Genomic DNA, 23,638 nt, shown 5'->3' with positions numbered 1-23,638 from the left:
CTGCCTCATCGGCGGGTGGTGACGCGACCGCTACGATGGGACGGCCTGCGGAAAAAATGCCTCAGGCTGTTTCCGGGAGGTGGCGGTGACGCAGGTGGAACTCGGGGAACTGGGAACTCGACGCCGGGCGACGATCCGCGACGTGGCCACCCAGGCCGGGGTGTCCGTCGCCAGTGTTTCGCGGGTCCTCTCCGGCAAGTACTCGGTGGGCGCCGACACCCGCAGCCGGGTGCTGCGGGCGGTCGAGGATCTCGGGTTCGTCGTGAACGCTCACGCCCGCGCCCTGAGCTCCGAGCAGCCCGGCACCATCGCTCTGGTGGTCCACGCCGTGACCGCCTCGTTCCTCGCCGAGGTCGCGCAGGCCGTGGCGCAGCAGGCGGCCGCCGAGGGGAAGCTGTGCCTCGTGTGCACGACCCAGGGTCACCCGGATCGGGAGCTCGAGGTGGTCAACCTCATGCGTGAGCAAGGCGCCCGCGCCGTCCTCCTCGTCGGCGGGGTCGTCGAGACCGAGGACTACCTAGCCCGGATGCGCCAGGTCGCGCGCGGGCTCAAAGCCGCCGGGTCCCACCTAGTCTTCTGCGGCCGACCGGCCCCTGCAGCCGACCTCCCCGCCTCGGTCGTCACCTACGACAACGAGGGCGGCGCCTACGCGATGACCAGCTTCCTGCTCTCCGCCGGCCACCGCCGCATCCTGTTCCTCGGCGGCGACCCGGGCCATACGACTGCGACGGAACGCGTCGCCGGCTACCGGCGGGCCCTGACCGACTGGAGCATCCCGTTCGACCCCATGCTCGTGCAGCCGGGGCAGTTCACCCGCGCGTTCGGCTACCAACGGACGAAGGCACTCCTCGCCAATGGCCCCGACTTCACGGCGGTCTTCGCCGCCAACGACCTCGTCGCCGCCGGCGTACTGCTCGCCTGCCGGGAGGTCGGGGTAGCCGTGCCGGACGACCTGTCGGTCGTCGGCTACGACGACCTGCCCCAGGCCGCCGACCTGGTGCCCGCGCTCACCACGGTGCGGATCCCGCATGCCGAGCTGGGTCGGGCAGCGGTGCGGGCCGCCCTGCACCCGGACAACACCATGGACGACCACGTGCTGGGTACCCACGTGGTCGTCCGTGACTCGGTGCGTCCGCCGCGCCGCTGAGATCGCGGCGTAGCCGCGCCGCTGAGACAGCGGCGCGGCCGGGCCGTCAGCCCTTCTGTGCGGCGGCGTACTCCTTGGCGTACTCCTCGGCGATCTTGTCGCCGCCCTGCGCCTTCCATTCCTTGACCGCGGCGGTCCAGGCGCTCACCGGCTCCCGGCCGGCGGTGATCGCCGCCATTTTGTCGCGCAGCTTCATCCGCAGGGTGTGTTCCAGCGTGGAGGCACTGTCCGAGGTGAGACCGGCGGCCGGGTTCGGCAGTGCCTTGTCGATCATCTCGGACTGGTAGGCGTGCATCCGCTTCGCGGCCTCGGGATCGCCCGGGATGTACAGCGCGTTGGGGGCATCCATCACGTACCGGATGCCCAGGGTGTTGGGGTTCTCCATGTCGGCGAGCGGGGTGAGCTTCGGGGACCCGTCGGCGTTGCGGGTGAAGTGTTTGCCCTCCACGCCGAAGTGCGACACCTCGTACTCCTTCGTGCCGAACGGCGCGGCGAGGTAGTCCAGCAGGCGCAGGATCAGTTCGACCCGTTCCTTTGCCGCCTTCTTGATGACGACCCGGCCGAAGATGCCCTTCGCGAAGTGGACCCCGCCGGGGGCGTCGGTGCGGTAGAGCCGGCCGAGATCCACCGTCCAGGCGCCCTTGATCTTGCCGACTGTGGTCACGTAAGCGAGCAGTCCGTCGGGCATGCTCGCGACCGACTGGTTGTAGAACTGCGCCTTCATGTCGACGGCGCTCATGGTCTGCGCGTCCGGGTGGTAAAGCCCCGCCTTGCGCAGCTTCGCGGTGAACTCCAGCGCCGGCAGCCAGCGCTCCGACTCCCAGGTGCCGATGAACTTCCCGTCCTTGACCTCCCAGGCGTTTGGTGCGCCGAAGCTCATCGCGTGCCAGGTCAGCCCCAACTCGGAGTTGTCCGAGCCCATGCCCCAGCGACGGCCCTTCGTCACCTCGGTCATCGCCTGCTCGAACTCCGCCTGGGTCCAGTTCTTCGGTACGCCGGTGGAGTCGAGGAGGCTGCGGTTGACGTGCAGGCTGTAGTTGAACCGGGGGCGTTCGATCGGTACGGTCATCAGCCGTCCGCCGACCCGTCCCGCCCCCTGCCAGGCGTACGGCGGGATGTTCGCGAGGTTGGGGAACTTCTTGATCGCGTCGCCGGACAGAGACTCGGACAGGTCGGCGCACTTGGCGGCGATGAACTGGTCGATGTTCGGCGGCTCGCCGTTGATCACCATGAGGTCGGGCATGTCGCCGCTCGCCATCAGGGTGGCCATCTTCTTCGGGTAGTCGGCGCTCGGCACGTGGGTGAGCTTGAGGTCGATTCCCAGCGTCTGGTTGATCAGCTTCCAGAACTCGTTCTCCCCCGCCGGCCGCGGCGGCGGCGAGTAGGTGATGATCAGGGCGTGCACGGTGGAGCCGTCACCGGGCTTGGCCGCCACGCTCTGGGCGAGCGTCTGCGGGTAGGTCAGGTACGCGCCCTGCACACCGCGGTCGTCGCCGGGCAGGTCCGGCTTCACTCCGGTGAACGGGACATAGGTCGGCCACGGCACGAGGTCCTTGCCCGCGTTGCCGACGCTGCCGCTGTTGCCGCCGCTACCGCCGCAGGCCGCCAGGCCGGGCACCGCCACGGCGGCCGCACCGGCTCCGATCATGCGCAACAGCGAGCGCCGCGACAGTGGGGATCTGTCCATGAGATGTCCCTCTCTCGGTGGTGGTGGGTGGGGTCAGGACTTGATGGCGCCGGTGAGCACGCCCCTGACGAAGTACCGCTGCAGGAACGGGTAGACGAGAAGGATGGGCACCGTCGCGATGATCAGGGCGGCCATCTGGATCGACTGCGGCGCGGTGAAGTTGCCCGCATCGCTGGCGGCGGAGGAGTCCGCGAGTTGCGCGCCCTGGATGACGTAGAGCCGCAGCACCGGCTGCAGGGGCCACTGGGAGGCGTCGTTCAGATAGAGCACCGCGTTGAAGAAGGCGTTCCAGTAGCCGACCGCATAGAACAGGCCGACCACGGCGACGACCGCCTTCGACAGCGGAAGGACGATGCGGGTGAGGATCTGGACCTCCCCCGCGCCGTCGATCCGCGCCGCGCTGTACAGATCCTCCGGGATGCCCTGGAAGAAGCCGCGCATAACGACGAGGTTGAACGCATTGACGAGGACGGGAAGCACGAGCGAGCCCAGGTTGTCCAGCAGGCCGAGTTGCTGGACCACCAGGTAGCTCGGGATCATCCCCGGTGGGAACAGGAACGTGAACAGGATGAGCAGCATGATCGGCTTACCGCCGAACACGCCGGGCCGGGCGAGGGCGTACGCCAGCAGGATGGTGGCGACGAGGCTAGCCAGCGTGCCGACGACGGTGACGCCGGTGCTGATGAGCAGGGCGCGGGTCACGATGCCACCGGAGAGCACGTCCTGGTAGGCCTGCAAGGTCCACTCCCCGGGCCAGAGCACCCAGCCGCCGTTACGGGTGAGCTCCTCTGTGGTGGCCAGGCTCGTCGCGATGACCACCCAGAACGGCGCCACGACGAGCGTGACGATCACGGCGAGGACGACGGTCTTCGCCGCCTGCGTCAGCGGCGACGGGCGACCCTGCCAGGCGGGTCTGGTAGCACGGGCCATCAGCGGTACACCCCCTGCTCACCCAGTCGGTGGGCGATCTTGTTGGCGAGATAGACGAGGACGGCGCCGATGACTCCCTTGGCCAGACCCGCGGCCGCCCCGTAGCCCCAGTCGCCGCCGAGCACGCCGGTGTAGTAGACGAACGTGTCGATGACCTCGCCCGCCGCTGGCCCGACCGCGTCGCGCTGGAGGATGAACTGCTCGAAGCCGACCGACAGGATGTCGCCGAGGCGCAGGATGAGCAGCAGGACCAGCACCGGCCGGATGGCGGGCAGCGTCACGTGCCACAGCCGGCGCCACCAGCCGGCGCCGTCGATCGCGGACGCCTCGTAGAGCTGCTCGTCGACCTGGTGCAGCGCGGCCAGGAAGATGATCGTGCCCCAGCCGGCGTCCTTCCAGATCACCTGGGCGATCACCAACGGCTTGAACGCGTCGGGATTGCCGATGATGTGGATGGTGGACAGGCCGTTGTCGGCGAGGATGCCGTTGAGAACCCCGGCGCCGCCGAGCAGCTGCTGGAACAGCGCGACCACGATGACCCACGAGATGAAGTGGGGAAGGTAGACCACGCTCTGGACGAATCGCTTGACCGTGACACTCGTGATGCTGTGCAGCAGCAGGGCGAGCGCGAGCGGAGCCGGGAAGTAGAAGATCAGTTGCAGCGCCGAGATCTCGAGCGTGTTGAGCGCCGCCTGCCAGAAGGCCGCGTCGCCGAACATGCGGGTGAAGTTGTCAAACCCGACCCACGGGCTGTCGACGATGCCGATGAACGGCACGTAGCGCTTGAACGCGATGACGTTGTTACCGAGCGCTCCGTAATGGAAGATCGCGAAATACAGCACGCCGGGGACCATGAGCGCGAGCAGCACGGCGTCGCGCTTCAACCGGCGTCTGGATCCCGCGCGTCGGGCAGCCGGCGGAGCCGATCCGCGCCCGGCCTGTTCGGAGGCCGCCGTCGGCGCCTCGCGATCCGTATGCGAGAGCGTCGTCCACACTCGCGCCTCCCCTCCTCGAACGCGACTGCTCAGCGAATCGGTTCCTGAACCTTTCCTGCGCCTGTCGACCCGTGGCCGGTGGAAGCGCCGTACTGAACAGGCATTCTGTCGCCGTTACGAGTTGCAGTAGCGCCAGACGGTGTCAGGGTAGGTGCTTGCTCCCGTCGATGACCAGAGCTACCGTCAGTTTTTCCGCAAACGGTTTCGCAACACAAAGGGGAGCCCCATGGCCGATCGTGCCGTCGTTGTACTCGCGATGCGGCCCACGCTCCTGCCGGACCTGCTCGGTCCGCAGCTGCTCGCGAGACTCGGCGCGGTCGCCGACGTACGTCACGACGCCATACTCACCCGATGGGACGACCCGGTCGCGGGCGAACTGCTCGCCGACGCGGCGGTCCTCCTCACCGGGTGGGGCGCGCCGCGTCTCGGCGTCGATGTCCTGGACCGGGCACCCCTGCTCAGCGCCGTGGTTCACGCAGCCGGCTCGGTCAAGGGCCTGCTCCCCGAGGAGGTGTGGCACCGTGGGATCGCCGTGTCGTCCGCCGCACAGGCCAACGCGGTGCCGGTCGTGGAGTACACGGTCGCGGCGATCCTGCTCGCCGCCAAGCGCGCCTTCCGCCTCGCCCACGACTACCGCCAAGGACGGCCGGCAGGCCACGAGGACGGCGAGGACGCCGGCAACAACGGTCTCACCGTCGGCGTCGTCGGGGCGTCACGAATCGGTCGCCTGGTACTCAGCGCCCTCGCCAACCACGACATGCGGCTCCTGCTCGCCGACCCGTACGTGGACCAGGCCACCGCCACGGCGCTCGGTGCCCACCTCGTCGACCTCGACACGCTCTGTGCGACCAGCGACGTCGTCACGCTGCACGCGCCGGCCCTGCCGCAGACCCGACACCTGCTCGACGACCGCCGGCTCGGCCTGATCAGGTCGGGTGGCATCGTCGTCAACACCGCCCGGGGATCACTCGTCGACACCGATGCGCTCGCTCGGCACTGTGGCGCCGGCCGGCTCGACGCGGTGCTCGACGTGACCGAGCCCGAACCGCTACCCCCGGGCCACCCGCTGTTGAGCATGCCCAATGTCCTCGCCACCCCGCACATCGCCGGCGCCCGCGGCAACGAGATCCGCCGGCTCGGTGCCTACGCTGTCGCCGACGTCGAGCGCCACCTGTGCGGCGAGCCGATGCACGGTGCTGTCACCCATCAGGACCTGGGGAGGATCGCGTGACGCAGCTGCCACCGGAGGACCGGATCCGATCCCCGTACACCGGGTGGACGCGGTCGCACTGGGAGTCGATCGCCGACCACTGGCTGCTGACCCTGCGGATGCATGCCAGCGAGGGACACGGACTCATCACACCGCCCGGGCGGCCCAGCCACTCCGGTCTCCACTCCGACGGCCTCGAGGGCTTCGCGCGCAGCTTCGTCCTCGCCGCAAGCCGGATCGCCACGGGCAACGACCCCCACGACCACGCAGGCTTCTATGCCGAAGGACTGCGCGCCGGCGTATCCGCGCACAGGCCGGACGCCTGGCCCCGAGGGCGCGGCGTCGGCGAAGACGGACCCGGCAACGGGCAGCCCATCGTTGAAGCCGCGGTACTCGCCCTTGCCCTGCATGTCTCCCGCGCGGCTGTCTGGGAGGCACTCGACGACGACGTACGCGGCCGCCTCGTCGACTGGCTGCGCCACCACGCGCAGCGCCCCGTCCCGAGCAGCAACTGGCTGCTTTTCCCCGCTGCCGCCGAGGCGTTCCTACGGTCCGTCGGGGCCGACACGGACGGGTGCGCCAACGCCGAGCGGGTCGCCGAGCTGGAGGACTGGTATACCGGCGACGGCTGGTACACCGACGGCGACGGGCGGCACGTCGACCACTACAACGCGTACGTCATCCACCCGTTCCTCGGGCTGTGGTACCGGTTGACCGGCGACGACGCCGGGCTTGGGCGGTGGCGGGAGCGCCTCGCCGGGTACGTTGACCGCTACGCCCACTTCTTCGCCTCCGACGGCGCTCCGATGTACCAAGGCCGCTCGCTCACCTACCGGGCGGCGCTCCTCGCTCCGCTCTGGATGGCCGTCATCGAAGGGGTCTCACCACTCGTGCCGGGCACCACCCGGCGGCTCGCGAGCGGCACGCTGCGCCACTTCGTCGACGCCGGGGTCGGTGCCGCTGGCCCACTCGCGCTCGGCTGGCACGCTGACGAGCACCTCCTCTCGGTCCAGCGTTACAGCGGCCCGGGCTCGCCCTACTACGCGGGCCTCGGGTTCATTGGCCTCGCCCTGCCCGCCGATCATCCGGAGTGGACGGATACGGAGTCCCCGCAGCCGGCCGATTCCGACAACGTCGCCCCCCTCGCCCTGCCCAGCGTCGGCTGGCTGGTCCACAGCCACGACGGCATCGTGCGACTGACCAACCACGGCAGCGACCACCAGCCCAAGCAGTCCCCGCCGAACACCGACGTCGACGATCCCCAATACATCCGGTTCGGGTACTCCACCCACACCACTCCAGGCCTCGGCCCAGCTGCCACGGACGGGATCGACAACCACGTAGCGCTCCTCGACACAGACGGCCGCCCGTCACGGCGGGGACCGATCCGCGGCCACCTCGTCGGTAACGGCATGGCGGCCTCATGGCACGTGCCACAGCGCGATGGGCAGCCGGTCGGTGCCCGCATCGTCACCGTCTCCCTGGTCGATGGCCCGTGGGAGCTGCGCTGCCATCTCGTTGACGCCCCCGGCGGGCGGCTGCGCGAGGGGGGCCACCTCCTCGCCGACGTGGCCCCGGTACGCGCGCAGGCCTGCACAGCCGCGGAGGTGCACCGCGCCGACGGGCTGTGCGCCGCGGTGATTGGTGTGCACGGCTACGACACGGCCGGCGTCGCGCGCTACGACGGCGTGAGCGCGATGGGCCGCTACTCCGGCGTCCCGTACCTTCTTGCTCAACGAGGCGACGGGCCAACCGTACACGTGGCGGCCCATCTCCTCGCTCGATCCGTGCTACCCGCCCACTGGCCCTCGGCGGCCACCGTCACCGTCCAAGCGACGACGGTGACCGTGAGCTGGTCGTCAGGTAGCAAGCGATCGATCGACCTGGCAACGCTGTTCGCGAACTGACCGTCCTGCCACAGACAGTGTTGCCAGCGATGCACGCAGCCCTGGTCGGCCCCGTGTCCGACCAGGGCTGGTTCGTTGTCGACTGGCCGACCCTTTGCGAGGTCAGGTCATCCGGCGCTGGATCCGCCAAAGGCCGAAGAGGGTCAGCAGCCCGGCGTCGGGGGGACTCATCCGGGCGCATCGTCGTCGCGCTTTGGCCGTCAGGGGACCGGGACCGGGCCGACCACTGGTTTCAGGCTCGCTGCTCGGCTTCGGGGTTCGGGTTCAGTGACAGCTGGCGTTAGGGCCGTGTCGTCGTCAGGCCGGTGCAGCGCTTCGCCGTGGCGAGCTTGTCCTCGATCCGCTCCTTGGCCGCGCCCGACACGAGCATGGGCCGCCCGGTACCGGAAACCGTGGCCGGCAGGAACTCGTTGCGCATCACCGTCCGCCCGCGCACGGTCAGCCGCAGTATGCCGGAGTCGGTGCTGTGCGAGTTGCCGTACCAGAGGAAGTTGCCCAGCCCGTAGTGCACGTAGGTCTTGCCGAGCCAGCCGTCGGCGAGCAGCGTGTGCGCGTGCGTGCCGAGCACGATGTCGGCTCCGGCGCGGGCCATCCGGCCGGCGAATGTCTTCATCTCCCGGTTTGGACAGGAGTTGCCCTCGGCCCCCCAGTGCATGAAGACGATCACCAGGTCTGCCTGGTTGCGGGCGGCCCGCACGGCAGCGGTGGCCCGGGCCCCGTCGAACGCCATCGCGACCCCCGGCCGGCTGTCCGTCGGCTTCCACTGCGCGGCCAGCTCGTGCACCTGCGACATGCCGAGCACCGCGATCCGCACACCCTTCACGGTGGTCAGCCACGGCGCGTACGCCGCGTCGGCGTCGCGTCCCGCGCCGAACACCGGGAAGTCCGCCTCCGCCGCCGCGTCGAGGGTGTCAAGCAGCCCCACGTGGCCGTAGTCGAGGGTGTGGTTGTTGGCGATCGACGCTGCATCGATCCCCGCCGCGCGCAGCGCCGCGTATGCGGTCTCCGGCGATCGGAAGTGGAAGCGCTTGGGCTGCGGCGTACCGCGGTCGGTCACCGCCGTCTCGAGGTTTAGCAGTGTGAGATCGGCGTCGCGTAGCACCAGGGCGATGCGACCGAACGCCGTCTCCGGGTCGTCCAGCAGGTGCAGCGTGCGGCCGGTGAAGTGGACGTCGCCCGCGAAGGCCAGCCGCAGCTCGACCGGAGCGGCCACGCCCGGAGCGGCAGCACTCGGCGATGCCGCGGCGCTCGGCGTCGCCGAGGCCGTGGACTCCCGCCCGGCCGCGTGGTCCGACGGTTCGGCGGTACAGCCGGCTAGCGCGGCGCCGACCGTGAGGGCCGCCAGCGTCGCGCGCCGCGCACCCACCGTGGTTCTGCTCACCCGCACAGGGTACGGGGTCGAGTGCCGGCTCGTGCTCGGCTGACCGTCTCAGCCCTCACGCCGAGGGCCCTCGTAGCTGCCACCACGGGCAGACCACCGTCCGGATCGGATCAGACATCGCCAGGACCGTGAAGAATCAGAGTTTGACGAAGGTCACTCGCCGCCGATAGCCTCCTGATCGACCATTTCGGCCGTGGCCCTAACCACTCTCTCTTCACCGCTAGCCGGAAACCACCGAGATCGCCCTATTAACGGTCTAGCCCGTATGTTGCGGCTCCGGTTTGACGCTCGGGCCGACGGGCGGGCGGTGGTGGAGGAGCGCGCCAACAGGGCAGCCGCGAGGAGGAGGTAACGGATGATTGGTCCGCAGAGGAGACTCGGCTCGCGCCGAACTCGGTTCACCGTCGCAATGCTGGCCACAACGATCATGGTGGTCCCGCTGGCCGCGCCAGCGGTCGCCGGCACGGGCGCGGCGGGCATGGCCAGCGCGGCCGCGCAGGAGCCCACGGTCGTCGGGGCATACACGCAGGTGACGGTGGACGGCCGGTATGTCGGCCGAGGACTGGAAGGCGTCGGGCACGCACTAACGGCCTACGCCGCGATGCACAAGGTGACCGGCGACCCCCATCACCGGGCGGTTCTCGAGGCGCTCCTCGACCGCATGCTGACCGCCCGCCCCTCTCACATGAACGCGCTGTTGGGGGCGCAGGTGCTCGAGGACCCGTTCCTGCTCTCACACCCCGCGCTGGTCACGAACGTGCGCGGATTCGCCAGCGGGCTGGTCCAGAAATTCGCCACAACTCCCGAGCAGATTCTGCACCAGGGTGACATCCGAACGCTGACCGGCAATGCCAGCTTCCTGGTGGCATACGCGGAGTTCCTCCAAGATGAGCTCCACGAAGCCCACGGTCAGGCCCGCGCCGATCTGCGGTCCGAATTGCGGGACATCGACGAAGTCGGTACGGCGCTGCTGGACCGGCTTGTCGAGCTGCAGTTCACGCTCGGCGAGGCTACCGAGCGCTTCGACAACCCGAGGCTCGCCGGCGGGTTCCCGCACCTCGTCGACGCCGCGGACGGGACGATGGGTTCATGGGACGTGACGAACTGGTCCCCCGCGATGCTGTCGATCGAGCAGTACTCGGCCGTCCGCGCCCTCGCCGAGGGGTTCGGGCGCTACCACCGGCCGGCGTACGAGCGAGCCGCTGCCGCAGCCGCGCGGCCGTTACTGGCCACCGACGAGATCGATCCGGAGCTCATCTATGCCGGCAGCCCTCCCGGATTCCCGCTCGACGGCGCGGACTTCCAGTTCGGCGAGGAGACCGGTGAGCACCCCTACCTCATCACCTACGGCTGGTCGCCGAACGCGATCGGCGACCTCGGCACGGCGCTGAAGGCCCTGATCGACAACCGGGTGACGGTGCCTCGCTCGTCGGAGTGGGCCGAGACGTACTGGAAGGGCAGTCCGCCGAACTCGATCCTCGACCCACGATCGTTCTGGGACGATCTGGCGGCCAAGGTGGCCTATACCCATCGGTTCATGGAGGCGACACAGCTGCCGGTACCAGGCGACTTCCCCTGGATCGATGTCTCCCATGCGACGTTCCCCGGCACCGGGGACGACGACATCCATCGGGGCGGCTGGTACGACGGGTCGGGTCGAGGCGCCATGTCGGCGGTCTATTCGCGCATCGCCATCCACGGATACGTCGCGAGCGGCGGCCGAAATCTTGAGCTGCTCATGCGCGCCGGCCAGTGGTGGGACAACATGATCGTCTGGTCGTAAAACGTCCTGCCGCCCACGCCCGGATCCGCCGCGCCTCCGGGCGTGGGCGTCTGGCCGGCGAGGTCACCACGGCGAATCTCGGTGCCGCAGGCGTGGCACGGTAGGCCGGCGCGACGGTAGACAAACACCTCGCCGCCGTGCCGGTCGACCCGCGGCGGCCGACCCATCACCTCCGACATCTGTCCGGGATGGAGGGTCTGCCCGGTGCGTTGGATGTACAGCACTCGACCGTCGGGCAGGGGTGCGAGCTCGTACGGGTCGGCCATCGTGGCGTCGCCCTCGAGCTTGACCTTGCGGAAGCTGCTCCACCCTGAGCCGGCGTCGACCCCGACGGACTGTGAACGGCGTCAGGACCGGGGCGGGCCGGAACTCTCCCGGCGAACGAGCTCCGCACCCATCTGCTCGATGCGCGGTCCGTTGCCGTCATCCGGTGGTTGCAGCGCTAGCGTGACGGCGCAAGCGCCCATGTCGGCAAGGGGAAGTCGCACGGTGGTCAACGCGGGGGTCACATCGGACGCGATCGGCATGTCGTCGAAGCCGACCACGCTGATCTCGTTGGGAACGGCGATGCCCCGCGAGCGCAGCAGCGCGAGGGCGCCGACGGCCATGGAGTCATTGAGCGCCGCGACGGCGGTCAGGTTGGGTTCGGCGTCGAGCAGTGCGGCCGCGGCGGCGGCACCGCTGGCGCGGTCGAAGTCGCCGTAGACGATGCGTCGGGCGGGCACCTGCCGGCGGTGATCCCGAGCGGCGCGGCGCAGGCCGGCAATGCGGTCGGTGGTCGTCGTCAGCTGCTTCGGCCCGGCGATGACGCCGATCCGTTGGTGGCCGAGCGCGTACAACTCGTTGCCGAGAAGGTAGCCGCCCTTCTCGTTGTCGGGTACGACCGCATCGCCCACGTATTCGTGACGGCCAATGACCGCGATGCGCCCACCAGTGGCCTGGTAAACCCGAAGTTTGCTGTTCAGCGTGGTGGTGAACCCGGTGTCGTGGTAACCGGATCCGGCGAGGATGATCGCGGCGGCCTGGTGGGCGCGCAGCAGTTCGACATACTCCAGTTCCTTGTCCGGTTGACGGTAGCTGTTGCAGATGATGACGAGCCGGCCGTTCTCGGTCGCTACCCGCTGCAGGCCACGGGTGATCTCGGCGAAGTACGGGTCGGAAACGTCGTGCACGATGACGCCAATCGCGCTGCGGTGCGAACGGGCCAGGAGTTGGGCGTGGGCGTTGGGTACGTACTGCAACTCTTCGACGGCCGCAAGAACCCGCAGGCGCAGGGCTTCCGCCACAGGCTTGCTGCTGCCGTTGACGATGCGGGACACAGTGGCCGGGGAGACGCCCGCCCGGCGTGCGACATCAGCCAGCGTGGCCATAGCCAACCCTCCCCGCAATGCCCGCGCAATCCAATCACAGCATAGCGGAGCGTAGGGAAAGCCCTTGCTCCGGAGGATTCGCCGCGGCTAGGGTACCAGGAAAGCGCTTACCAAGGGGAGGGCCTTGCATGTCCCGTACCACGATCGGGATCGTGATCAACGGCGTCACCGGGCGGATGGGTTACCGGCAGCACCTGGTCCGGTCACTGCTGGCGATCCGTGAGCAGGGCGGCCTGCCCCTGAGTGACGGCGGCCGACTGTGGCCCGAACTGCTCCTGGTGGGTCGCAACGAGACCAAACTGCGCGAGATCGCCGGCCGGCACGGTCTCACCGAGTGGAGCAGCGACCTCGCCGCCAGCCTCGCCCGCCCCGACATGCACATCTACTTCGACGCCCAGGTCACCAGCGAACGAGAAAAGTCGCTGCGTGCCGCGATCGAGGCGGGCAAGCACGTCTACACCGAAAAGCCGACCGCGGAGGACCTTGCCGGTGCCGTCGACCTAGCGCGTCGGGCCGACGCGGCTGGCCTCAAGCATGGCGTGGTGCAGGACAAGCTCTTCCTGCCCGGGTTGCGCAAACTCGACCGGCTGGTCAAGGGCGGCTTCTTCGGCCGCGTGCTGTCGATCCGGGGTGAATTCGGCTACTGGGTCTTCGAGGGCGACTGGCAGACGGGGCAGCGACCTTCCTGGAACTACCGGGCGGCCGACGGCGGGGGCATCACCTGCGACATGTTCCCGCACTGGCATTACGTGCTCGAGCAGATCTTCGGCAGGGTCACCGCGGTCACCGCCCACGTCACCACGCACATAGATCAGCGGTGGAACGAGGAAGGTGAGCCCTACCGAGCCACCGCGGACGACGCGGCGTACGGCATCTTTGAGATCGAGGGCGGGACAGTCGCGCAGATTAACTCGTCGTGGGCGGTGCGCGTGTACCGCGACGAACTGGTGGAGTTCCAGGTCGACGGCACGCACGGAAGCGCGGTGGCGGGCCTGCGCAACTGCCGGATCCAACACCGGGCCACGACCCCCAAGCCCGTGTGGAACCCGGATTTGCCCTCCGCCGAGGACTTCCGCAGCCAGTGGCAGCTGGTGCCCGACAACGACGAGTTCGACAACGGCTTCAAGACCCAGTGGGAGCTGTTTCTCCGCCACGTCGTCGAGGGCGCCCCGTACACCTGGGACCTGTGGGCGGGCGCCCGCGGCGTTCAACTCGCCGAGCTGGGTCTGCAGGCCGCTCGTGAGGGCCGGCGCATCGAGATCCCGGAGCTGGATCGATGAACACCGCGGTCAACCTGCCGGACGGGCGGTTGGTCCTCAGCGGCAGGGGGGACGAGTTCGCGGCACCTGGCCCGCAGTTCACGGCCCGTGTCGCCTACGCGGCGGCACACGTCGTCGCCGATCCCACAGCTGACAACACCCCGGGCCAGCCAGCAGCACTGGACTGGGACGCCACCCTGGCGTTCCGGCACCATCTGTGGCGGCACGGCTTCGGAGTCGCGGAGGCGATGGACACCGCCCAACGCGGCATGGGCCTGGACTATCCGACGACCCGTGAGCTCGTCCGGCGCAGCTCCCGGGAAGCACGCGAGGCTGGTGGTTTGATCGTCGCCGGAGTGGCCACCGATCAGCTGCCCAACGGCCCCGCCACCCTCGACGAGGTTCGTAAGGCCTACGGCGAACAGCTCGACGATGTGCAGGCGGCGGGCGCCCGACCGGTGCTCATGTGCAGCCGCCATCTCGCTGCGGCGGCGACCACGCCTGAGGACTACCTAAGCGTGTACGGCGAACTGCTACGCCACGCCGAGGGGCCAGTGGTGCTGCACTGGCTCGGGCCCATGTTCGACCCGGCGCTTGCCGGTTACTGGGGCTCCCCCGACCTCGGCGTGGCCACCGAGACCGTACTCGCCCTGATCGAAACGCACGCGGGTAAGGTCGATGGAATCAAGGTGTCGCTGCTCGACGAGGAGTTCGAGATCGCGCTGCGCCGCCGGCTGCCGAAGGACGTCCGTCTCTACACCGGCGACGACTTCCACTACCCCGCCCTCATTCGAGGCGATGGGCACCAACCCGGGCCCTCTGACCGAGTCGGCCGGACCTATTCAGACGCCCTGCTCGGCATCTTCGCCGCCATCGCGCCACCGGCGGCGGCGGCCATGCGGGCACTCGACGCCGGCGATCTCGCCCGGTACGAACAGATCTTCACCCCGACCGTACCTCTGGCCCGGCACATCTTCGGCGCACCCACGTACTACTACAAGACCGGCATCGTCTTCCTCGCCTGGCTCGCCGGCCACCAGGATCACTTCACCATGGTCAGTGGCCTGCACAGCGGCAGGTCGCCGCGGCATCTCATCGAACTGTTCCGGCTCGCCGACACCGCCGGGCTGCTGCCCGACGCGGAACTCGCCGCCCACCGGGCACGCGCCTGGCTGACCACGGTCGGGGTGCCGCAGTGACCCGGGACGAAAGAAGGCTCATCCGCTTCTCCTTCAACCAGGCGACCGCGAAGTACTGGCCGATGGAGGACCTCATCGCCGGGTGCGTCGATGCCGGCGTCACTGGCGTCGGCCTGTGGCGGGAAGAGGCGGCGGCGTACGGCGTGGAGAAGACGGCGTCGCTGATACGCAGCGCCGGATTGGCCGTCACATCGCTGTGTCGCGGTGGCTTCTTCAACCAGCCCGGCTGGTTCGACGAGAACCGACGCGCCATCGACGAGGCGGCCACGCTCGGCGCACCCACGCTGGTACTCGTCTCCGGCGGTCTGCCCGACGGCAGTCGCGACCTTGACGCGGCGCGGAAGAACGTCCGCGACGCAATCGGAGCGCTGGTACCGCACGCGCTCGACGCGGGCGTCCAGTTGGCGATCGAGCCGCTGCATCCAATGTTCTGCTCCGACCGCTGTGTGGTGGCGACTCTAGGCCAGGCCTTGAATCTCGCATGGCCCTTTCCGCCGCACGCGGTGGGGGTCGTCGTCGACACCTACCACCTGTGGTGGGACGATCAGGTGTGGCAGCAGATCGACCGGGCCGGCCGGGAGAAGCGCATCGCCTGCTTCCAGGCCGCCGACTGGATCACGCCCCTCCCGGAAGGCGTGCTGCTGGGACGAGGGCTGCCCGGCGAGGGCTGCCTGGAGCTGCGCCGGTTCCGGCAAGCAGTTGACGCGGCCGGCTACACGGGGCCGGTCGAGGTAGAGGTCTTTCACGCCGGGCTGTGGTCCCGACCCGGCCGGGAGGTGCTCGACGCGTCGATCAACGGATATCTGGAGCATGTCGCCGAGCGCTAGCGGCTTGTGCGTCACGTGCCGCTGTACCGACGCAACGTTCCTGAAACTGCGTCGGTGGCTCGGCGGCGCCACCGCCGCAATCGAGCCCGCCGAACTGGGGCTGGCGAGCACTGGGGCGCCGGCCCGGAAACGTGTACGCGCACGAGTCCCGCCATCTCGGATGCCCGTGGCGCCCCTCCTTGGCGAGAACCACGGCGGTGTCGAGTTTTCATCCCTTGCCGCTCATACGCCAGCACGGAAGCGCTTACGAACGCCCTTTCGCAACCTAGGCTGTATCAATCGTCACCGTTGATGGCGCGACGAGACCGATGTTTCGGGGGAGTTGCCGATGCCCAAGCCTGGCCCGAGGATGCGCCTCGTCGACGTGGCCGAACGCGCCGGCATCTCGTTGGCGACCGCCTCTCGCGCCCTCTCGGGCCGGAACGGCGTCAGCGAACAGGTGGCCAACCGCGTCCGGCAGGTGTCGAAGGATCTCGGGTACGTCGCCAACCCGTACGCCCGCACCCTGGCCGGCGGCGCAAGCTCCACAGTGGGTCTGGTCGTGCACCAGGTCGACGACCCTTACTCCTCCGAGATCGCAGGCGGGGTCATCCAGGTCGCCGCCGAGGAGGGGCTGCTCGTGCAGATCTGCCACTCCGGCCGCGACCCCCACGAGGAGCTGCGCCGGCTCCGGCACCTCATAGCACAGCGGGTGGGGATCATCCTCATCGCCGGATCGGGATACAGCGACATCCGCATCGAGGCCGAGGCGCGGGCCGAGTTGTCCGAGTTCCAGAGCCAGGGCGGCCGGGTCGCCGTTATCGGACGCCACGCGCTCGGGGCCGACGCCGTCCTGCCCGACAACGAGGCCGGCGGCCGGACGCTCGCCGAGCACCTGCTGGAACTCGGCCACCGGCGCATCGCGGTCGCCGCCGGCACCGCCAGGCTCACCACCGTCGCCGACCGGCTCGCCGGCGTCTCGTCAGCCCTGCGGCAGCACGGGCTCTCTCTCGACAGACTCCCCGTCGTGCCGAGCGACTTCACCCGCGACGGCGGTCGGCTGGCGGCCGAACAGATTCTGCGTGACCACTCGGAGACGACGGCGATCATCGCGGTCAACGACACGATGGCGATCGGCGTGCTGTCGACGCTGCGCGCGCACCACATCCCCGTGCCCGAACGGATGTCGGTCGTCGGCTTCGACGACGTCTCCGTGGCCGCAGACCTCGCGCCGAGCCTCACCACCATCCGGCTACCGATGACCGACATGGGCCGCATGGCGCTCACCCTCGCGCTCAAGCCGCGCTCGACCCGCCCCCGTCGCCGCGCGACCGGCCACGAACTTGTGGTACGCGAATCGACCGGACCCGCCCCGCAGCGATGAACCACAGCGGGTACAAGTGGGATCCGCCGCACTGGGTGTGGGCGGGCCTCACCCCATGGCCACTCTTGCAGTCCGAGTGACACGTGCCCTTGGCTTCTTGACCGCGGAGATCGAGTCAAGCGGCGGGTCCGTACAAGACGGGTGCGGCCGAACGGCCTGACCACACCTCAAACTCCGGACAAGCTGTCCTAACACAGCAACAGCGTCTATTCATCTGGCATAAGCGGATGGGTAATCGGCTCGGTGCACGCCAAAGGGCCGACACCTCCCTTGGGGTGCCAACCCTTCAACGCGCGCAGTGGCGCTTTCTCAGTAGCGGAGCGCCTTCAGGTAGGCCAGGCTGTCGCAGGCCGAGGAGACGCCGTCCGGCCTCGGCTGGTCGTTCTCGGTGAAGGCGTAGTCGACGCCGGCCAGCTCGCTGTGGGCGAAGATCCGGGCAAAGTCAAGGGTGCCCTCACCCACATCAGCGAATGAGCCGTCAGCCGCCAGGTCCTTGAGGTGGAGCAGGGGGAACCTGCCCGGGTACCGCAGGAACAGGCCGATTGGGTCGACACCGACGCTGGACGCCCAATACACGTCAAGCTCCATGGCGACCAGATTGGGGTTCGTCTCGCGGACGAGCACGTCGTAGCCGCGCACGCCGTTCTGTAGCTCGAACTCGAACCCGTGGTTGTGGTAAGCGACGGTGATTCCTTCGGCCTTGAGCTGGGCGCCGACTCGGTTCAGGATGTCGGCGACCTGAGCGTAGCGCTCGATCGTCCAGCTGCCCGAGCCCGAGATCCGTACGTACTTCGCGCCCATCGCATTCGCGTCGGCGATGACGCCCGCCAGGTTGTTCTCAAGGTTGGAGAGGCTCACTCCGAGTGACGGGGCCTGCAGACCCGCGCCCCTGACCAGCGGAGCCAATTGCGCTGCGGTCGTGCCGTAGAAGTTGCCTACGCTGCCAGACGGCTCGATGTTCTGGTACCCGCAGTTCGCGAGGGCGCCGAGGGTGGCCTCCGGAGCCGACGGCATGGTGGCTCGGACGGTGTAGCCCACCAATCCGATCTTGCTCTGGTCTACCTCTCGGCTACCGCGAACCTTCTGCTCGTGCCCGATCATCGAGCGGGCCGCAGCGCTGACGATGCTGGAGCGCTCCTCTGCCGTGAGGATGCCGTCGTTTGTGAGATCCTCGGCAACGGCACTGACCTCGCTGACGAAGGAACCGTGGTTGGCGAACGGCGCGCCGTGCCAGATCAGGTCCAGAACGGTGCAGCCCTGACCGGTGTCGTAGTTGGCAACGCCGGAGTCGGCATCGGGGCCGAACCAGACCGGGACGTCGGTGCTGTACCCGGCTACGCACCCGGTCGCGGCGTCCAGATCCGTGTCGGGGGCCGCTTGCGCCGTACCGACCGGTAGCAGCGTGAGCGGCACTGTGAGCGCAGCGAGCAACGCGACGCCTAACCGTCGCGGGGATAGTACTCGCCTCGTCATCGGGTGGGCAGCAGTGCGATTCATGGTTCCCCCTCTTCCCAATCAGATATACACGGGTGGGATAGGCCGTAAAGGCGCTGTGGCGCTGGTGGATTGCCGGGCTCGTTGATGCTCCGGTCTGGGGCTGCGTTCCGGGCACGTCAGTGGCTTCATCCCGGCCCGAGCCGAACCACCGCTCCGACAGCCAAGCCCAAGAAGACCGACAACGACGACGACCAGAAGGCCGGCCCGCCGGAACGGGTGGCGCCTCCAGGCCTTACGTCAAGCGGCGTCGACGTTACTAGTTGCGATAACCGGAATAGCGAGGAGACCCTCTGCCAGGAACACTGTCAGGGCCATCAGCAGCGCCCCCACCGTCCACTCCGCACCATCGAACTCCTGACCGCGATGGTGAACGGCCAGTGGATGCAACCGGTGCCCGGACCGGCCCCCGGTTTAACCGACGAGGTCGGCTAGAGGGGACCGATCCATGGCACGGCTGTTCCTCCGGCGTGGTTACTTCTTCTGAACGACCAGCGCGAGCAGCCGCCAGTAGTCGCCGTTGTCATTGCTGAGCTTCAGATGCACGATCCGGCCGGTCGTACCTCCATCGACGGTGAACTGCTCCCAGGCGTACTGCCCTGCGGCGAGGTTTTCGCCTGGGGCGATGACCACCTCACTGTCGATCTCCACCTTTGTGCTGCCCGAGCTGAACGAGTGGTCACCACGCAGCAGGGACACCGTGTGTTGTCCGGCCGGGATCTGTAGGGCCAGCACGTGCGGGTTCCTGGACAGGGTGAAGTCGCGGCGCAGCGCATCGGGTGCGCCCCGGTCACGGAAATCCACTCCGGTTGTCGTCCAGCCGAATCCCTTGGTCGCGTCCCAGGCGTCCGAGGGAGCGAGCCGCTGGTACCCGTCGAGTAGCGGGCTGGTGGCAGACCCACTGTCGAGCACCAGCACCGCGTCGTCCGACGCCGGGACCCGGTACGTCGACGCCGTCGGAGCCCCGCTGACCGTCGTGCCGGTCGCGGTCACCCGCGCCGTCACCGTTTCAAGCTTGAGCGCGCCGCCGGGCAGCGGACCCTTGGGCGCCGTCACCGGCACGTCGACGACCAGGGTGGAGGCGGCAGGTACCGTCGCCTGCACGGGTGCCGTCGTCCACGCCTGCGGAACGTCGAGCTTCACGGTCACCTCGATCGGCGAGGCGATGCGGTTGTTGACCACCGTCACGCGTGCGGTCGCCGGCTTGCCGCCCTGTACCGGGCTAGGCATGCTGACCGCCGATGCGGCTGCCGGGGACACCACCTGGAGTGTCGTTGACGTGGTCAGCACAACCTCCGCATTGGCGGTTTGCCCGAAGGTCGCCTGCCCCGCCAGCGTCACCGGTCCGGCCGCTGCCGTGGCCGGGGGCGTCACGTCCCAGGCCGTGGCGAACGAGGCGCCCGGGGGCACCGAAGGCGCCCGGACCGCGCCGACGGGCTGGACAGTCCACCCGGGCGGGACGGTGAGCGAGAGTACGGCGTCCTCGACCGTGGTGGTGCCGTCGTTGCGCAGAGTGCTGGTCACCCGGACCGTCTCGCCGGCCACCACCGAGGACGCGGCGGCGGTGGTCGCGACGCCGACCCTTCTGAGCAGCGAGACGGTCTGCGAGACGCTCCGCTGGCTCTGCTTGAGCGGTGCCCCGAGGACCGCCGCGACGGCATCGGTGAGCCGCCCTTCAGCCCGCTGGTTGGCGATCCACCGCAGTCCATCGGCGCTGAACTTCAGCGCCATGTCCGCTGCCTTCGCGAACTCTTTGCTCGCGGGGTCGCCGAACCAGGCGGCCAGCAGGTTGGCCTCGATCCGGTCGGACAGGTCGGTCAGGTAACCGAGCTGCTCCGCGGTGAGCGCTGCCTTGTTCGCCTCGATCGTCGCATCGAGCTGCTTGACCGCCCGGTAGGCGTCGCCGAGCGGGTCGGTCAGCGGGTTGGCGAAGCGAATCCAGTCGAGGTTGAGCAGGGAGCCGTCACCGGGGTTGTTCTTGAACACCAGGAACAGCTCGTGACTGCCCCCCGGGTCCTTGACCGGAGCAGTGACCGTCGTGAAGGTCCGCCAGCCTCCCGTGGGGGTGACCTTCACGCTGCCGACGAGCGGTCCATCGGCGGCACCGGTCCGGATCTCGATCGTCCCGCCGGTGCCGGCGGAGGCAACCCGGAACTGGAGTTCGGTGACGCCACGCAGGTTGACCGGCTCGTACGACACATGGTCGCCGTGACCGATCTGGCCGATCATCTTGCCGCCGTCGGGCTCCTGGGTGTCGTACACGGCGACGCCTTGCGCCTTCGTCCAGTGCTCGGCCTGCTTCAGCCGCGGCTGCAGGATTGCGGAGTCCCCCGCGGTCAGCGCCGAGACACCCTCGCCACCCTTGTCGGTGTACTTGGACTCCACGATGTAGAAGATGTTGTCGTTCGCGTCGTGTCCCTCGTCGACGATTGTCTGGATCGTGCCCTTGCAGCCGGTGTACTGCTCGAGCGGGTGGCCGTGCTGGTCGTGGCCCAGCGACGGTTGCGTGATCACCTTGGTGCAGTCGATCTGCCCGGCCGACGAGCTGCCGTCCTCGGCGTCGTCGACACGTACCTCGAAGGGCACCGGGTCTCCGAAGCTGAACACCTGCCCGTCCTGCGGCCCTACCAGCTCGACCTTCGGGGCTGTGTTTCCGACCGTCAGCGGCAGGTTCGCCACGCCCGTCCGGCCCGTCTTGTCGGTCACGGTCAGCCGTGCCGTCACGTCGCCGCGCGTGGTGTACTCGTGGGTCGGGTTCGCCTCGGTAGAGTCGGTCGTGCCGTTGCCGTCGAAGTCCCAGGCGTAGGTGATGGTGTCGCCCGCGTCTGGGTCGGCCGACCCGGCGCTGGAGAACCTGACGGTCAGCGGCGGTTGCCCGGACGTCGGTGTCGCGGACGCCTTCGCGATCGGTGATCGCTCACCGGGGCGTACGTAGTTGATTTTGTAGATGCCCGAGTCGTCGTTCGGGTCGCCGCGGCCCGAGCCGCCGTAGTTGCTGCCCCACTCGACCAGGTACAGCGAGCCGTCCGGCCCGAACTCCATGTCGATCGGGCGCAGGAACGTTCCGTGCGGGAGCACCGGGTTGATGATGTTCGGCGCATCGTCCGCGCCGGGCTTGACCTCGAACAGCGTGTTGCGGGTCCACTCGGCGATGAAGTGCGTGTTGTCGTAATACTCGGGGAACTTGGTCTCCGACCGCAGGTTCGGGTCGAAGTGGTACGTCGGGCCCCCGAGCGCGAGCCGCCCGCCGGCACCGAGTTCTGGGAACTTCGTGGAGGTGTCGTACGGGTAGTAGATCCAGGCCGGCTGGGCGGGCGGGAGCTTGGTAAGGCCGGTGTTGTTAGGAGAGTCGTTCGTCGGGCCGCCGGCACAGTCGAACAGCTCACCCGAGACCCCGGTGGCGTAGTCGAAGTCGCGGTACGGCTGGTTGTCCGCGATGCAGTGCGGCCAGCCGAAGTTGCCCGGACCACGGGCGACGTTGAACTCGTCGTACCCCTTGGGTCCGCGGGTGGCGCTGTCGGCCCTCGCGTCGGGACCGACCTCGCCCCAGTACAGCCAGCTGGTCTTAGGGTCGATGTGGATCCGGTACGGGTTTCGCAGCCCCATCACGTAGATCTCAGGCCGGGTCTTCGCCGTACCCGGCGCGAAGAGGTTCCCGGCGGGGACGGTATAGCTGCCGTCCGCCTCAGGGTGGATCCGCAGGATTTTACCGCGCAGGTCGTTGGTGTTGGCCGAGGATCGCTGCGCGTCGCTGTTCTCCTGGCCCGGCCGCTCGTCAAACGCGCCGAAGCCGCTGCAGCACGGCAAAGAGTTGTCGCCGGTCGCGACGTACAGGTTCCCCTCGGCGTCGAAGTCCATTCCGCCGCCCTCGTGGGCGTTCACCTGGCGCTGCGAGTTGATCTCGAGCAGGATCTTCTCCGACGCAAGGTCGAGCGTCTCAGTGGCTTCGTTGAAGGTGAAGCGCGAGATCCGGCTGACGTCGTCGTTCGTCGGTGAGTAGTAGATGTACAGCCAGTGGTTTTCAACGAACTTCGGGTCGAGCGTTACACCGTGCACGCCGTGGGTGTGCTGGACGAAGACGTCGAGCTTGGCGAGCTGGTGGGTGTGCTGGTGCTCGGGGTCGTACATCTTCACGGCGCCACCGCGCTCGACGTAGAAGACGCGGCCTTTGTCGTCGAGGTCGATGTCAAGCGGGTCGTCGGTGTTGCCGTCGAGCTGGATCTTTTCGAACCGCTCCTCGTCGGTGGGACCGCAGTCACCCGGGACCGCGCCGGCTGACCACTCGATGCCACCGAGAATGTGCTTGAGGAACAGCGGCTCGCTGAACGCGGACGGGTTGTGGCCCAGGCCGGTGTACCAGGATCGGCCGCCGTCGAAGTTGTGGCACCACGAGATCGGGTGGTCGGCGCCCATCTTGTCGCCGTTGTACGTTGAACCGTCAAGACTCGCGAGCACGTGTACGTTGCCGCGCGGGTTCAGCACGAAGTCGTACGGCTCCTCATTGCGGTTCCACAGCTGTGGCAGATCTTTTGTGGACGGGTGGACCGGGTCGTCGACCTCGATTTCGACGTCCTGGATGGCGGGGTGGGAGTCGAAGAACGCCCCCATCAGCTTGCCGTACCACTCCCAGTCGTACTCGGTGCCACTGGCGGAGTGGATGCCGGTGTAGCCGCCGCCGGCCCGGATGTACCGCTCGAAGGCGGCCCGCTGCCCGGCGTCCAGGATCGGACCGTTGCGGCTGTTGGTGCTGTTGAAGATGACGACGTCGTACTGCGCCAGCTTCTCGTCGGTGAAGAACGTCGCGTCCTCGGTGACGGTTACCGCAAAGTTGTGTTCCTGGCCCAGTTGTTCTATCGCCGCGACGCCGTAGGGGATGGATTCGTGCCGGAAGCCGTTGGTCTTGGAGAAGACCAGGGCACTGAACCGGCTCGCCTCATGTGCGGCCGCGCTGCCCGCCGGTTGCAGCACGGCCACCAGAGCGGCGATGAGAAGTATGGGGAGCGACCGTCTCATGCGGAATACCTCCGTGAGTTGCGGGGCGGGATGTGCTCTCGCAACGGATGCCAACATCGCCTCGCGAGGGCAT

Annotated in this window: 15 protein-coding genes; 8 read left to right on the top strand and 7 right to left on the bottom strand. The window is 68.6% G+C overall.

Annotated features, from left to right (window positions below):
• Positions 1-85 precede the first annotated feature (85 nt).
• Positions 86-1,147 carry a LacI family DNA-binding transcriptional regulator gene (locus tag ACVCAH_RS25085; protein WP_447138652.1) on the top strand — a complete coding sequence of 354 codons (1,062 nt, stop codon included), beginning with the start codon at positions 86-88 and terminating at the stop codon, positions 1,145-1,147.
• A 46-nt stretch (positions 1,148-1,193) separates the two neighbouring features.
• On the opposite strand, the gene ACVCAH_RS25080 is transcribed toward ACVCAH_RS25085, so the two are convergent.
• From ACVCAH_RS25080 to ACVCAH_RS25070, 3 genes are read right to left on the bottom strand one after another with little or no spacing between them, the layout of a single operon-like run.
• A complete protein-coding gene (locus tag ACVCAH_RS25080; protein ID WP_447138651.1) occupies positions 1,194-2,834 on the bottom strand; it encodes an extracellular solute-binding protein in 1,641 nt (546 codons plus the stop codon).
• Between the two features lie 33 nt (positions 2,835-2,867).
• Complete coding sequence (locus ACVCAH_RS25075) at positions 2,868-3,764, bottom strand: carbohydrate ABC transporter permease (protein ID WP_447138650.1); 897 nt, start codon at positions 3,762-3,764, stop codon at positions 2,868-2,870.
• Complete coding sequence (locus ACVCAH_RS25070; RefSeq protein ID WP_447138649.1) at positions 3,764-4,648, bottom strand: ABC transporter permease; 885 nt, start codon at positions 4,646-4,648, stop codon at positions 3,764-3,766. The genes ACVCAH_RS25075 and ACVCAH_RS25070 overlap by 1 nt, the downstream gene beginning before the upstream one ends.
• 337 nt (positions 4,649-4,985) lie before the next feature.
• Between ACVCAH_RS25070 and ACVCAH_RS25065 the strand changes: the two genes are divergently transcribed.
• Together ACVCAH_RS25065 and ACVCAH_RS25060 are read left to right on the top strand one after the other, a co-directional pair.
• Positions 4,986-5,990, top strand: coding sequence for a hydroxyacid dehydrogenase (locus ACVCAH_RS25065; RefSeq protein ID WP_447138648.1), 1,005 nt, complete (start codon positions 4,986-4,988; stop codon positions 5,988-5,990).
• A complete protein-coding gene (locus tag ACVCAH_RS25060; protein WP_447138647.1) occupies positions 5,933-7,876 on the top strand; it encodes a DUF2264 domain-containing protein in 1,944 nt (647 codons plus the stop codon). The genes ACVCAH_RS25065 and ACVCAH_RS25060 overlap by 58 nt, the downstream gene beginning before the upstream one ends.
• Positions 7,877-8,156: 280 nt before the next feature.
• Here ACVCAH_RS25060 and ACVCAH_RS25055 read toward each other — a convergent pair whose 3' ends face one another.
• Entirely contained in the window at positions 8,157-9,257 is a 1,101-nt protein-coding gene (locus tag ACVCAH_RS25055; RefSeq protein ID WP_447138646.1) for a CapA family protein, read from the bottom strand.
• A 355-nt stretch (positions 9,258-9,612) separates the two neighbouring features.
• Here ACVCAH_RS25055 and ACVCAH_RS25050 point away from each other — a divergent pair, with 355 nt between their 5' ends.
• Positions 9,613-11,040, top strand: a complete 1,428-nt coding sequence (locus tag ACVCAH_RS25050) for a hypothetical protein (RefSeq protein WP_447138645.1) — start codon at positions 9,613-9,615, stop codon at positions 11,038-11,040.
• A 347-nt stretch (positions 11,041-11,387) separates the two neighbouring features.
• Here ACVCAH_RS25050 and ACVCAH_RS25045 read toward each other — a convergent pair whose 3' ends face one another.
• The gene (locus ACVCAH_RS25045; protein WP_447138644.1) at positions 11,388-12,410 is read right to left on the bottom strand and encodes a LacI family DNA-binding transcriptional regulator; all 1,023 of its coding nucleotides are present in this window, start codon (positions 12,408-12,410) and stop codon (positions 11,388-11,390) included.
• Positions 12,411-12,538: 128 nt separating this feature from the next.
• On the opposite strand from ACVCAH_RS25045, the gene ACVCAH_RS25040 reads away from it, so the two are divergent.
• The 4 genes from ACVCAH_RS25040 to ACVCAH_RS25025 all read left to right on the top strand — a co-directional run bounded on the left by ACVCAH_RS25040 (position 12,539) and on the right by ACVCAH_RS25025 (position 17,058).
• Entirely contained in the window at positions 12,539-13,690 is a 1,152-nt protein-coding gene (locus tag ACVCAH_RS25040) for a Gfo/Idh/MocA family protein (RefSeq protein WP_447138643.1), read from the top strand.
• Positions 13,687-14,868 (top strand): dihydrodipicolinate synthase family protein, encoded by a 1,182-nt coding sequence (locus tag ACVCAH_RS25035; RefSeq protein WP_447138642.1) that lies wholly within the window; start codon positions 13,687-13,689, stop codon positions 14,866-14,868. Before ACVCAH_RS25040 ends, ACVCAH_RS25035 begins: the two co-directional genes overlap by 4 nt.
• A 62-nt stretch (positions 14,869-14,930) precedes the next feature.
• On the top strand, positions 14,931-15,695 hold the full coding sequence (locus ACVCAH_RS25030; protein ID WP_447138689.1) for a sugar phosphate isomerase/epimerase family protein: 765 nt from the start codon (positions 14,931-14,933) through the stop codon (positions 15,693-15,695).
• A 328-nt stretch (positions 15,696-16,023) separates the two neighbouring features.
• Positions 16,024-17,058 carry a LacI family DNA-binding transcriptional regulator gene (locus ACVCAH_RS25025; protein ID WP_447138641.1) on the top strand — a complete coding sequence of 345 codons (1,035 nt, stop codon included), beginning with the start codon at positions 16,024-16,026 and terminating at the stop codon, positions 17,056-17,058.
• Positions 17,059-17,367: 309 nt separating this feature from the next.
• Here the strand turns inward: ACVCAH_RS25025 and ACVCAH_RS25020 are convergent, their stop codons facing one another.
• Positions 17,368-18,489, bottom strand: coding sequence for a sugar phosphate isomerase/epimerase family protein (locus ACVCAH_RS25020; RefSeq protein ID WP_447138640.1), 1,122 nt, complete (start codon positions 18,487-18,489; stop codon positions 17,368-17,370).
• Positions 18,490-19,026: 537 nt separating this feature from the next.
• A complete protein-coding gene (locus ACVCAH_RS25015) occupies positions 19,027-23,565 on the bottom strand; it encodes a ThuA domain-containing protein (protein WP_447138639.1) in 4,539 nt (1,512 codons plus the stop codon).
• Positions 23,566-23,638: the final 73 nt, after the last annotated feature.

This window comes from Micromonospora sp. LZ34 (assembly GCF_052981855.1).
This window is presented reverse-complemented; position numbering and strand designations above follow the sequence as displayed.